This window comes from Methylorubrum sp. SL192 (assembly GCF_026672325.1).
Taxonomy (GTDB): domain Bacteria; phylum Pseudomonadota; class Alphaproteobacteria; order Rhizobiales; family Beijerinckiaceae; genus Methylobacterium; species Methylobacterium extorquens.
In genome coordinates this window covers 3,033,382-3,045,257 of sequence record NZ_JAPPQV010000003.1, presented here as the reverse complement: position 1 = coordinate 3,045,257, position 11,876 = coordinate 3,033,382, and the positions used below count along the sequence as shown (strand labels likewise).

At 69.5% G+C, this 11,876-nt stretch carries 9 protein-coding genes; all 9 read left to right on the top strand.

The window, feature by feature from the left end:
* Positions 1-154: 154 nt before the first annotated feature.
* The 9 genes from OVA30_RS15120 (at position 155) to OVA30_RS15080 (ending at position 11,874) form a co-directional block, all read left to right on the top strand.
* Positions 155-2,674, top strand: coding sequence for a TonB-dependent receptor (locus OVA30_RS15120; protein ID WP_268177502.1), 2,520 nt, complete (start codon positions 155-157; stop codon positions 2,672-2,674).
* A gap of 128 nt (positions 2,675-2,802) precedes the next feature.
* Entirely contained in the window at positions 2,803-2,970 is a 168-nt protein-coding gene (locus OVA30_RS15115; protein WP_268175944.1) for a hypothetical protein, read from the top strand.
* A 38-nt stretch (positions 2,971-3,008) separates the two neighbouring features.
* Entirely contained in the window at positions 3,009-4,580 is a 1,572-nt protein-coding gene (locus OVA30_RS15110; RefSeq protein ID WP_268175943.1) for an ABC transporter substrate-binding protein, read from the top strand.
* 92 nt (positions 4,581-4,672) lie between these two features.
* Positions 4,673-5,653 carry an ABC transporter permease gene (locus tag OVA30_RS15105; protein WP_003602451.1) on the top strand — a complete coding sequence of 327 codons (981 nt, stop codon included), beginning with the start codon at positions 4,673-4,675 and terminating at the stop codon, positions 5,651-5,653.
* The gene (locus OVA30_RS15100) at positions 5,653-6,576 is read left to right on the top strand and encodes an ABC transporter permease (protein ID WP_253387843.1); all 924 of its coding nucleotides are present in this window, start codon (positions 5,653-5,655) and stop codon (positions 6,574-6,576) included. Before OVA30_RS15105 ends, OVA30_RS15100 begins: the two co-directional genes overlap by 1 nt.
* Positions 6,576-8,414 (top strand): ABC transporter ATP-binding protein, encoded by a 1,839-nt coding sequence (locus tag OVA30_RS15095; RefSeq protein ID WP_268175942.1) that lies wholly within the window; start codon positions 6,576-6,578, stop codon positions 8,412-8,414. Before OVA30_RS15100 ends, OVA30_RS15095 begins: the two co-directional genes overlap by 1 nt.
* A gap of 32 nt (positions 8,415-8,446) precedes the next feature.
* Positions 8,447-9,739 carry a Zn-dependent hydrolase gene (locus OVA30_RS15090; protein WP_268177501.1) on the top strand — a complete coding sequence of 431 codons (1,293 nt, stop codon included), beginning with the start codon at positions 8,447-8,449 and terminating at the stop codon, positions 9,737-9,739.
* On the top strand, positions 9,736-10,716 hold the full coding sequence (locus tag OVA30_RS15085; protein WP_268175941.1) for a phosphotransferase: 981 nt from the start codon (positions 9,736-9,738) through the stop codon (positions 10,714-10,716). Before OVA30_RS15090 ends, OVA30_RS15085 begins: the two co-directional genes overlap by 4 nt.
* Positions 10,717-10,938: 222 nt before the next feature.
* Entirely contained in the window at positions 10,939-11,874 is a 936-nt protein-coding gene (locus OVA30_RS15080; protein WP_015952000.1) for a phosphotransferase, read from the top strand.
* Positions 11,875-11,876 lie beyond the last annotated feature (2 nt).

Sequence of the window (11,876 nt, the reverse complement as noted above, 5' to 3'; positions counted from 1 at the left end):
GCGTGAAAAAAATCGCCCTGCTCACGTCAGGAGATGGCGCCCCCGTTGATCTTAAACGTCGAGGGCGCGGAGGACGCAGAGCGTGCCGCCCCTCCCGACGGATCGATGGGGCTTTGGTATGGCGTCGCGCGCGCGCAGGTTTTCACAGGGCCGGATGGCGGGGATCGCGCTGGCCGGCGTGTCGGTCGCGGTGATGTCTCAGGCGGCCGCGCAAGCCGGCGAGGCGAAGCGGCCCCGCGGCCCCACGATCCTGGCAGAAGCGCCGGTGGGGGGCGCTCCCGTCCGGCTCGCCATCCCGAAGGGTTCGCTGGAAGCCGGCCTCGTCGCCTTCACCGAGCAGGCCGGGGTCAAGCTGGTCTACCCGACCGAACTGACGGCGCGGCTCGAGACACCGGGGCTCGCGGGCGAATTCGCCCCGCTCGACGCCCTGACCAAGCTCTTGGACGGCACCGGCCTCACCTATCGTCCGGCCGGCGCCTCGACCATCACCCTGGTCAACCCGCGCTACGTCCAGCTCGGCGCGGCGCCGGCCGGCGCGGTGACCCTCGATGAACTGCACGTCGAGGGGCAGGCTCAGGCCCGGGGCCGTGCCACGGCCGCCGGCCTGCCGCCGCCCACCGGGACGGTCGGGCAGCCGCCCGTGCCCTATGCCGGCGGTCAGGTCGGCTCGGGCGCCCGTGTCGGCTTGCTCGGCAACCGCTCCGTCCTGAAGACGCCCTTCAGTATCACGGGCTACACGGAGAAGCTGATCGCGGACCAGCAGGCGGTGTCGCTCGCCGATGTCGTGCTGAACAATTCGTCGGTGCGCAACGACGCCCCGCCCTATAGCGAGCGCGATTCCTACTTCATCCGCGGCTTCTCGGTCACCAATCTCGACACCGCCTTCGACGGGCTGTTCTACCTCGCCAACCCGCGCCGCACCTTCACGGAGGGCCTTGAGCGCGTCGAAGTGCTGCTGGGGCCGACGGCGCTTCTGAGCGGCGGCACCGGCCGCGTCGGCGGCACGATCAACCTGATCCCCAAGCGCGCCTACGACGAGCCGTTCGCGCGCCTCACCACGACCTATATCAGCGACGCGCAGATCTGGACCCATGCCGACCTCGGCCGCCGCTTCGGCGAGTTCAAGGAATGGGGCGTGCGCTTCAACGGCGCCTACCGCACCGGTGCCACGCCGCTCGACAACAACGCGATCGAGGTGGGCGTGGCGGCGCTGGGCCTCGACTACCGCGGTGACCGGTTCCGCGCCTCGCTCGACATGACCCACTCGACCCAGAACGTCACGGCGCCGACCTCGCTGTTCAACGCGGTCGCGCCCGGTATTCAGATTCCCCGTGCCCCGAACAACCGGACCAACACCGCGAATCCGTTCGAGTACAACGACAGCCGCTACGGCATGATCGCCGGCCGGGCCGAGTACGACGTCCTGCCTGACACGACGGTCTACATCGCTGGCGGCGCCAGCCGCTACAACGAAGACTTCCTCACCTCGAACTACCGCGTGACGAGCGTGACCGGGCAGGCGACCAACCTACTCGCGATCCAGCCGCAGGAAATTCAGGGGCTCACCGGCGAGGTGGGCCTGCGCACCCGCTTCAGCACCGGCTTCCTCAATCATCAGGTGAACATCGCGGCCGTCGAGGCGAACAACAAGAACTTCCGCAGCGGCTTCGTCCCACCCGTCTTCACCCCCTACACGATCAACATCTACAATCCGGTCTACCTGCCGACCGGATCGATTCCGACGATCGGGCTTCCCCGCTCCGCCGCGCAGCCGCTCTTCGCCCAGCTCTCCGCGCGCAGCGTGGCGGTGGCCGACACCCTGTCGTTCTTCGGCGACGACCGCTTCCTGCTGACGCTCGGTGGTCGCTATCAGGAGATCGACCAGCAGGGCTTCGCCACCCGTCCGGGGCCGACGCAGGGGCAGGTGACCTCGAACTATCAGGAGGGCCGCTTCAGCCCCGCCATCACCTTCGTGCTGAGCCCGTTCGAGAACCTGTCCTTCTACGGCAACTACATCGAGTCGCTCGACCCGGTGGCCGGCCCGCCCTCGACGGCGAGGAATGCCAACGAGATCTTCCCGCCCGCAGTGGGGCGGCAGAAGGAGATCGGCGTCAAGTACGATTTCGGCACCATTGCCGCCACGGCCGCTCTGTTCGAGATCGAGCTGCCGAGCGCCTTCACCGATCCCGCGACCAACATCTACTCGGTCAGCGCCCGTCAGCGGAACCGCGGCGTCGAACTCAACGTGTTCGGCGAGCTCGTCCCAGGCCTGCGGCTGCTCGGCGGCGTCACCTTCATCGACGCGGAACTGGTTCGGGCGACGAATGCCCAGGCCAACGGGAAGGCGGCTCCCGGCGTGCCCGACACGGCCTTCAACCTCTACGCCGAGTACGACCTGCCGCCGTGGCTGGCGCCGGGCCTGACCCTGACCGGACGGGCGATCTACACCAGCAGCATGTTCTACGATCAGGCCAACACCCAGTCGGTTCCGGACTGGACGCGCTTCGATGCCGGCCTGCGCTACACGACAGAGGGCGTGAACGGAAAGCCCGTCGTGTTCCGCGCCCTCGTCCAGAACCTGCTCGACGATTCGTATTGGGCCTCCGCCGCCCGCGGCTTCCTCGCCGTCGGCGCGCCGCGCACCTTCATCGTCTCCGCCTCCGTCGACTTCTGAGAGACCGACGCGTCGCTTCCAGCTCCGCCCTGCCCCGACATCGCGAAGGGGTAAGGACGGGCCGCTTGGTCGCGCACGCCTGGCCCGTCGATCGCCCCCACACGCGGGACGCTCGGCGGGCTTTTCGCATGTGCGCGCTCGATCCGCCCGCGATCTGCCGCCGAAACGAGCAGGCCTTCGCGGTGAACGGCCGCTCGCCCCCTCAGCGCTCCGGCCTTCCGGCGGCGATCACCGCCAAGCTGACCGGTCTGTGTGATTTGTGGCTTCTGGCACGGGTCCTGCAATGTGGTTTTTGACCACTTTGATGGATGCGTGGGAACTCGGGAGCCTCAGAATGGCCGGTACAATGGACCGCAGACGGTTTCTTCAGGCGAGCGCCGCCGCTGTGGGTTTTGCCCAGATCAATCCCGACTTCCTGGTCTCCTCGGCCTTCGCCCAATCGGGCAAGCCGCTGGTCTTCCTCTCGGCCGAGAACATCACCGGCAACTGGGATCCCACCGCCCACACCACGCTCTCGCAGAAGAACATCGAGGGCTTCGTGATGGGCTTCCTGACCCGCACGCCGATGACCCTCGATGACCCCGGCAAGGTGGTCTACGAGCTCGCCACCGACATCCGGTTGCTCGATCCGCACCGCCTGCAGATCAAGCTGCGCAAGGGCGTGCAGTTTCACGACGGCAAGCCGTTCGGGCCCGAGGACGTCAAGGCGACCTTCGAGTACGGCGCGGGCAAGGACCGGCCGGCGCAGTGGTATCCCGGCCCGACCGAGACGCTGACGATCACCACGCCCGACGACGAGACGGTGATCGTCGACACCTCGAAGGGCGGCTACCCCGCCCACCTCTTCATCTTCCTCGCCTCGTTCCTCCCGATCCTCTCGGCCAAGGACGTGGCCGAGGGCCCGGGCGGCGCCCTCACCCGGCGCCTGAACGGCACCGGCCCGTTCCGCTTCGTCGAGCAGCGCGGCAACGACACCGTGCTCAAGGCCCATGACGGCTATTTCCGCGGCAAGCCCGGCATTCCCGGCATCAACTTCACCTTCACCGGCGATTCGACCACGCGGATGCTGTCGCTGATGAACGGCCAGGCCTCGATCGTCGAGCGGCTCGAGCCCGAGCAGGTCGAGACGGTCAAGAACAACCCGAAGATCGCGATCAACGAGGTCGTCTCGGTCGAGAACAAGTATCTCTGGTTCCGCTGCTCCAAGCCGCCCTTCAACGACGTGCGGGTGCGCATGGCCGCCTGCCACTCGATCGACCGGGCGATGCTCCTGGAGATCCTCGGCGCGGCAGGCCACGCCTCGGCCAACTTCATTTCGCCGGTGAAGTTCGGCTACGTCGACCTCAAGAACTACCCGGCCTACGACCCCGCCAAGGCCCAGGCGCTGCTGGCCGAGGCGGGCTTCCCCAAGGGCAAGGGGCTGCCGCCGCTCGAATACATCACCTCGGTCGGGTTCTACCCGAAGACCAAGGAGTACGGCGAGGTCATCACCGCGATGCTCAACGAGCAGGGCTTTCCGGTGAGCCTCACGGTGCTGGAGCCGGCGGCCTGGAACGAGCGGCTCTACCATCGCCCCGGCGGCGGACCCGGCCACATGGTCGATTGCGGCTGGTCCACCGCCTCGCCCGAGCCGGATCTGGTGCTGCGCACCCACTTCCACTCCTCCTCGCACCGCATCACCGGCATCGAGGATGCGGAGATTGACGCGAGCCTCGACAAGGAGCGCGCGGCGCCGACGCTGGAGGAGCGCAAGGCCATCCTCCAGAACGAGACGATGCCGCTGCTGGCCGCCAAGATGCCGGCGCTGTCGCTGTTCACCTCGGTGATGATCCACGCGATGCAGCAGGAGCTGAAGGGCCTCTACATCTATCCGGACGGGTCGATCGACGCCTCCAAAACCGCCTGACTGAACTGTCCGCGCCCGGCGCGTGACCCGGCCCGCCTCCGCGGGCGGCCGGGCCCCGCCCCGCCGATTCCGTCACCGGACCCGATGCCCCGATGTTCGTTCTCAGTTTCCTCGCCCGGCGCCTCGCGCAGGGTGCGGTCATCATCTTCCTCGTCTCGCTGCTGATCTTCACCCTGCTGCGGGTGATGTCGGGCAACCCCGTGCGCCAGATGGTGGGCGGGATGGCGCCCGACTCCCTGGTGGAGCAGATCGCCACCACCATGGGCCTGCGCGATCCGATCATCGTGCAGTTCGGCCGCTACGCGGCAGGGGTGGTCCAGGGTGATCTCGGCCGCAGCTTCATGCGGCCGGCCAACGGCGCGGCGACGGGGGGCGCGAATTTCGACGATATGACCCGCGGCGAGCGGGCCGGGGTCGGCGATCTCATCCTCGACGCCCTGCCGATGACCCTGCAACTCGCCGCCCTGGCGCTCGCCATCGCCCTGGTCTTCTCGGCCCTGCTCGGGATCGCGGCCGGCCTGCGCCCCGGCGGGTTCTTCGACCGGCTCGCCTTCGCGGTCTCCTCGGTCTTCATCTCGATCCCGAATTTCTGGCTCGGCATCGTGCTCGCCCTGCTCCTGTCGGTGAAGCTCGGCTGGCTGCCGGCGATCGGCTATGGCGGCTTCTCCTATACGGTGCTGCCGGCCCTGGTGCTCGCCGTCGAGCTGTCGCCGGTGCTGATCCGGACCCTGTCGAGCGCGGTGGCAGCGCAGATGGGCGAGTCTTACGTCGCCGTCGGCCATGTCCGCGGCCTGTCGCGCCCGCGCATCGTCGCCGCGCATGCCCTGCGCAACGCCTCGGTGCCGCTCCTCAACCTGCTCGGCGTGCAGTTCTCCTCGCTGCTCGGGGGCGTGATCATCGTCGAATACATCTTCGACTATCCCGGCCTCGGGCTGTTGACGATCAACGCCGTGCTCCAGCGCGACTTTCCGCTGATCCAGGGCATCGCGATCGTCACCAGCGCGATCTTCGTCCTTATCAACATCCTCGTCGATCTCGCGGCGACCACCATCGATCCGAGGCTCGAATACTGATGGATGCCGTGGACTCTTCCCTGGCGCTGGCTCCGCCCCGCGTCGATGTCACGGCGTCGCGCTCGATCGGTCGGCGCATCCTCGGGCGCGCCGCCCGCTCCGGGGGTTTTCGCGTCGGCTTCGTCGTGCTCGCTCTCCTCGTGTTGGCGGCCGCGCTCTACCCGGAACTCAGCGGCATCGACCCGGCGATGCGGGACATCCGGGCGCGCCTGCTGCCGCCGCTGTTCCTCGGCGACAAGTGGAGCTGGGTGCACCCCCTCGGCACCGACCAGATCGGCCGCGACATGCTGGTGCGCTGCCTCGTGGGCCTGCGCTACTCGCTGCTGATCGGCGTGGCCTCGGTCGCCGTGACCGTCATCATCGGCTGCGCGCTCGGCACCGTCGCCGGCTATTTCGGCGGGCGCACCGACACGGTGATCATGCGGATCACCGACGCGCAGCTCTCGATCCCGATGATCATCCTGGCGATCGCCGTGCTCGGCGCCGACCGCCCGACGATTCCCGCGATCATCCTCGTGCTCGGCCTCTCGAACTGGCCGGTCTATGCCCGCGTGATGCGGTCGGTGGTGATGGCCGAGCGCGGACGCGAATACGTGCGCGCGGCGCAGGTCTCGGGCGCCACGCATCCGCGCATCATCCTCACGCTGCTGGTGCCGCTGCTGGTGCCGCCGCTGCTCTTCACCTCGGTGCTCGATGTCGCGCGGATGATGATCTTCGAATCGACGCTCGGCTTCCTCGGCCTCGGCGTGCAGCCCCCGACGCCGACCTTCGGCAGCATCATCGCCGACGGGCGCAAATACCTGCTCAACGCGTGGTGGATCGCCACCATGCCCGGCGTGTTCCTGTGCCTCACGCTCACCGGCATCAATCTGATCGGCGCCGCCTTCGAGCGTGCCCGCAACTCGATCCACGGGGGCGCCTGATGGACCCGGTGCTCTCCGTCCGCGACCTTTCCGTCGCCCTCACCCTCCCCGGGCGTGAGCGAACCATTCTCGACAGCATCAGCTTCGACGTCGCCCCGCGGGAGATCGTCGGCGTCGTCGGCGCCTCGGGCGCCGGCAAGACCGTGCTGTCGCGCGCCGTGGTCAACTGGATCACCGCCCCGCTCGCCATCCGCTCCGGCACCGTGTCCTTCCGTGGGCAGGATCTGCTGGCGCTGCCGCCGCGGACGATGCGGCTCTTGCGCCGCGACATCGCCTATGTCGGCGCCGACCCGATGGGCGCCCTTGACCCGACCCTGCCGGTCGGGCGCCAGATCGTCGAGAAGCTGCGCGCCGTCATGTCCGAAGTGAGCCGGAAAGAGGCGCAGGCGCGCGTGATCGCCCTGCTCGATGCCGTGCGCATTCCCTCGGCTCCCGCGCGCTTCCACGATTACCCCTCGCAGTTCTCCGGCGGGATGATGCAGCGCGCGCTCATCGTCGATGCCATGGTCTCGAACCCGGCCCTGCTGGTCGCCGACAACGTGACCCAGCCCCTCGACGTGACGGTCGCCGCCCAGGTGATCCGCCTGATGCGCGAACTCACCGAGCGGTTCGAGACCGCGATCCTGTTCGTCTCCTCCTCGCTGCCCGTGGCCCGCGAGGCGGCGAGCCGCACCCTGGTGATCGATGCCGGGCGTCTGGTCGAGGAGCAGCCGACCGAGGCGCTGATCGCGGCCCCGCGCCACGCCTATACCCGCGATCTCGTCGCGCAGATCCCGGTGATCTGGGGCGAGCGCCCGCGCCTGCCCGCGATGCCGAAGGCCCCCGGCGCGCGGCCGCCCCAGCCGATCATCAGCCTGCGGGACGTGTCGCAGACCTACCGGGTGAAGCAGCGCGGGAGCTTTGCCGGCACGAGCGCGCTGCGGGCGGTCCGCAACGTCACCTTCGACATCGCCCAGGGCGACAGCTTCGCCGTCGTCGGCGAATCCGGCTGCGGCAAGTCCACCCTGATGCGGCTTCTGAGCCGCCTGGAGCGCCCGAGCGGCGGCAGCGTGCTGTGCGAGGGCCGTGACATCGCCGGTTTGTCGGGGGCCGAACTCCTCGGCTTTCGCCGCAAGCTGCAACTGGTGCTGCAGGACCCGTTCAACTCGCTGCCGCCGCGCACCGGCATCGGCGCCATGCTGGAAGCACCCCTGCGCACCCATGGCTGGCGCGACCCGAGAAAGATCCGCGAGCGGGTGCGCGCGGTGATGGACGATGTGGGCCTCCCCGTCGCGCTCTACGACGACCTGCCGCTCGGGCTCTCGGCCGGGCAGCGCCAGCGCATCAACGTCGCCCGCGCCATGGTGCTCGAGCCTCAGATCCTGCTCATGGACGAGACGCTCTCGGCCCTCGACCAGACCGAGCAGTTCAAGCTGCTGGCGCTGTTCGAGAAACTCCAGCGCACGCACGGGCTGACCTACATCTACATCAGCCACGACCTCGCGATGGTGCGCAAAGCCTGCAACCGCATCGCGGTGATGTATCTCGGCGAGGTCGTCGAACTCGCCGACAACGAGCGCCTGTTCTTCGATCCCGGCCACCCCTACACCCGCGCCCTGCTCTCGGCGATGCCGGCCCTGGAGGCGCGGCGCTACCGGCCGGAGGATTGCCTGATGGAGGGCGAGCCTCCGAGCCCGATCGACCTGCCGCAGGGCTGCGCCTTCCGCTCGCGCTGCCCGCAGGCCTTCGACGCCTGCGCCACGCATCCCCCGTTCCTCACCGTGCGTGGCGCGCACGACTTCGCCGCCTGCCACCGCGTGCCGGGCGCCGGCGCCGCCCTGCTGGCGGGCGCTGCCTGATGCCGCCCCTTCCCGAGACATCGATGACATCTATGCCCGACATGATGGCCTTCGCCCCCGTGCGGATCGACCCCGCCCGCCTCCAGGCGATGATGGAGGCGGTCTCGGCCTTCGGCGCCGGGCCGGACGGCGCCCTGACCCGCCTGACCCTTTCGCCGGAGGACGGGCAGGCGCGCGACTGGCTCGCCGCGTGGTTTTCCGCGCACGGCTTCACCCCGCGGGTCGATGCGATCGGCAATCAGTTCGGCTGTCTGGAACTGGCCGGCCCCGGCGCGCCCACGGTGATGGTCGGCTCGCATCTCGACAGCCAGCCCAATGGTGGGCGCTTCGACGGCACGCTCGGCGTGCTCGCCGCCTGCGAAGCCATCCTGTCCGTGCGCGCGGCGCTCGAAGCGGCGGGCAGGACGTCGGCCTGCAACTTCACGGTCGCCAACTGGACCAACGAGGAGGGCGCCCGCTTCCAGCCGAGCCTGCTCGGCAGCAGCGTCTTCACCGGTGCCGCCGGTCTCGACTGGGCGCTGGCCCGCAGCGACGGCGACGGCGTCACCGTCGGCGAGGCCCTGTCGCGGATCGGCTATGTCGGGAGCGACGCCGTGGCGGTGCCGGACGCCTTCATCGAGCTGCATATCGAGGGCGGGCCGATCCTCGAGCGCGAGGGCCTGCGCTTCGGCGCCTTCACCCGCTACTGGGGCGCCACCAAGTACCGCCTCGCCTTCCTCGGGCGCCAAGCCCATACCGGCCCGACGCCGATGGCCGAGCGGCGCGACGCGCTTCTCGGCGCCGCCTACCTGATCGCCGACCTCAAGGCGATGACGGCCGATTACGGCCTCGACCTGCACACCTCCGTCGGCCGGCTCGAAGTGCGGCCGAACTCGCCCAACACCGTGCCGAGCGAAGCGGTTCTGTTCATCGAGCTGCGCTCCGGCTCGCCCGCGATCCTGGAGGAGGCCGAACTCCGGCTGAAGGCGGCCATCGATCTGGCCGCCGCGCGCGCGGAGGTGGGTCACGAGGTGCGCGCCATCGACCGGCGCGCCGCCGGCCCGATGGCGCCGGGCCTCGTGCGGCTCGCCGAGCGCGCGGGCGCCGCCAACGGCACGACGACCCGCCACCTCGATACGATCGGCGGCCACGACGCCGTCAGCCTCTCCGCTGTCTGCCCCTCGGTGGTGCTGGCCGTGCCTTGCCGCGGCGGCGTGATGCACCACCCGACCGAGTTCACGAGCCCGGCGGATCAGGCCTTCGGTACCCAGGTGCTGGCCGACATGCTGATGATCCTCGCCACCGAGGGCATGGCCGCCCTCGAGACCGCGGGAGGGGACCGGTGAAGGCGCTGGGCACCCCCGAGGACGCGCCCGAGCGGCTGGCCGAGGCCGCCCTGGCGCAGGCTTTCTCCGCGCGCCCCGACCTTCGGGGCAAGGCGCCGCATTACGCCGTGGCGGTGCCCGGCCTCGCCTCGCCCTCCTATCACGGGGTCGAATCCACGACGTTCCACGTGGCCGAGACCGAGGGCGCCGAACCGAGCCTGTTCCTCAAGGTCTCCGAGCCCTGCGCCGCCGCGCTGCTCGATCCCGCCGCCGCCTTCCGCGGCGCGCAGACGGTCGCTGCGCTGGGCCTCGCACCGGAACCGCTGCATTTCGCGGCGGATCAGGGTGCGATCCTGTTCCGGTGTCTCGGCCCGGATTGGCGCCCGGCTGCCCTCGACAGGCTTCAGCAGCCGGACAGCATGGCCACGGTGATCGAGGCCTTCCGCCGGATCGGCGCGGGCGACCCCCTCGGCCGGCCCTGGAACGTGTTCGACGCGATCCGTACCCTTCGCGCGCTGCTGGGGCCGGAGGCCGATGCCCTGCCGCCCGATGCGTGGTTCCTGTTCGACTGGGCCGAGGCGATCGAGGCGGCGCTGACCGCCGTCGGCACGGACATCCGCCCGGCCCATGCCGACCCGCACGCCTCCAACCTGCTGTTCGGTCCCGGCGGCGCCCTGCAACTCGTCGATTTCGACATGGCCTGCGACACCGACCCCCATTACCAGCTCGGCGCCTTCCTCAACGAGGCCTGCGCCTTCGAGGCGCCGATGAAGGCCGGCATCGAGATGGCGGAGGGGCGCTTCCGTCCGGACGTGTTCAACCGCGCCCGCGCCTATGCCGCCGCCGACGACCTGCACTGGGCCTTGCGCGCGCTCGCCATGGACCGGCTCTCGCCGCGCCGCGGGCTCGAATTTCGCAAATACGCCGCGTGGCGCTTCCTGCGCTGCCGAATGCTCGTCGGCCGACCGGGCTTCGAGGAAACCCTGAGGGCACTGTGATGGCCCGCTCGACGACGATCATCCCGTTGCTTCCCCCGCATCCTGAGGGGCCGCGAAGCGGCCTCGAAGGGGGCTCCCGTTCCCGCGCGAACCCCAGAGCCCCCTTCGAGGCCTCCGCTTTGCTTCGGCGCCTCAGGACGAAGTTCGGAGCAAGGGCCTGATTGCGCGCGCAAAGACCTGCGGTTTCGGCGCGCCGACCGAACGAGCTGTGAGGAGACGACCATGATCGCTCTGGGCCATGCCGCCACCGAGGCCGAGCACGCTTTCGAGGCGGCCCTGCGCACCGTCCCGCGCTGGCAGGGGCGCCCGACGCGCTACCGCCCGGTGCTCGGCGGGATCAGCAACGTCAACTGGCGCGTCGAGATCGAGGGCGAGCCGCATCCCTACTTCGTCAAGATGCCGGGCCGCGGCACCGAGATGTTCATCGACCGCGCCGCCGCCCGCGCCGCCAGCCGGCAGGCGGAGGTGATCGGGCTCGGCCCCCGCACCTTCGACGATCTCGACGCCCACGGCATCGAGATCGCCGAGTTCGTGGACGGGCGCCGGCCCTCGACCAACCGCGACTTCGCCGACCCGGCCCTGCGGGCGGAGGCGATGCGCGTCTATCGCCGCTTCCACGCGGCCCCGCTCCTGCCGCTGACCAAGACCGTGTTCGACATGATCGACGAGCACGACCGGCAGGCCGCCGAACTCGGCGCGCTCCTGCCGCCCGATCAGGCCTGGCTCACCCGCCAGACCCGGCTGGCGCGGGCGGCGCTCGAAGCCTCGGGCCTCGACCTCGTGCCCTGCTTCAACGATCCGATGCCGGGCAACTTCCTCCTCGGCGAGGACGGCTCGATCCTGCTGATCGACTTCGAGTACGCCTCCAACAACGACCGGCTCTACGACATCGCGATCTGGAGCGGGGAGATGTTCTTTCCCGAAAGCGTCGATCGCGAACTAATCGAACAATATTTCGGCCGCTACGACGAAGCGTTGTTCGCGCGCCTGATGGTGCACAAGGCGCTGGCCGACGTGAAATGGTCGACCTGGGCGATGGTGCAGAACCGGATCTCCACCCTCGACTTCGATTTCTACAAATACGGGATCTGGAAGCACATGCGCGCCCGCTCGATCATGAACGACCCGCGCTGGCCGCTCTTCCTGAAGGCGCTCTGAGC

Excerpts from the sequence above, each read along its gene's own strand:
- OVA30_RS15120 (WP_268177502.1), top strand. The coding sequence starts at position 155 with ATGGCGGGGATCGCGCTGGCCGGCGTGTCGGTCGCGGTGATGTCTCAG.
- OVA30_RS15115 (WP_268175944.1), top strand. The coding sequence starts at position 2,803 with ATGTGCGCGCTCGATCCGCCCGCGATCTGCCGCCGAAACGAGCAGGCC.
- OVA30_RS15110 (WP_268175943.1), top strand. The coding sequence starts at position 3,009 with ATGGCCGGTACAATGGACCGCAGACGGTTTCTTCAGGCGAGCGCCGCC.
- OVA30_RS15105 (WP_003602451.1), top strand. The coding sequence starts at position 4,673 with ATGTTCGTTCTCAGTTTCCTCGCCCGGCGCCTCGCGCAGGGTGCGGTC.
- OVA30_RS15100 (WP_253387843.1), top strand. The coding sequence starts at position 5,653 with ATGGATGCCGTGGACTCTTCCCTGGCGCTGGCTCCGCCCCGCGTCGAT.
- OVA30_RS15095 (WP_268175942.1), top strand. The coding sequence starts at position 6,576 with ATGGACCCGGTGCTCTCCGTCCGCGACCTTTCCGTCGCCCTCACCCTC.
- OVA30_RS15090 (WP_268177501.1), top strand. The coding sequence starts at position 8,447 with ATGCCCGACATGATGGCCTTCGCCCCCGTGCGGATCGACCCCGCCCGC.
- OVA30_RS15080 (WP_015952000.1), top strand. The coding sequence starts at position 10,939 with ATGATCGCTCTGGGCCATGCCGCCACCGAGGCCGAGCACGCTTTCGAG.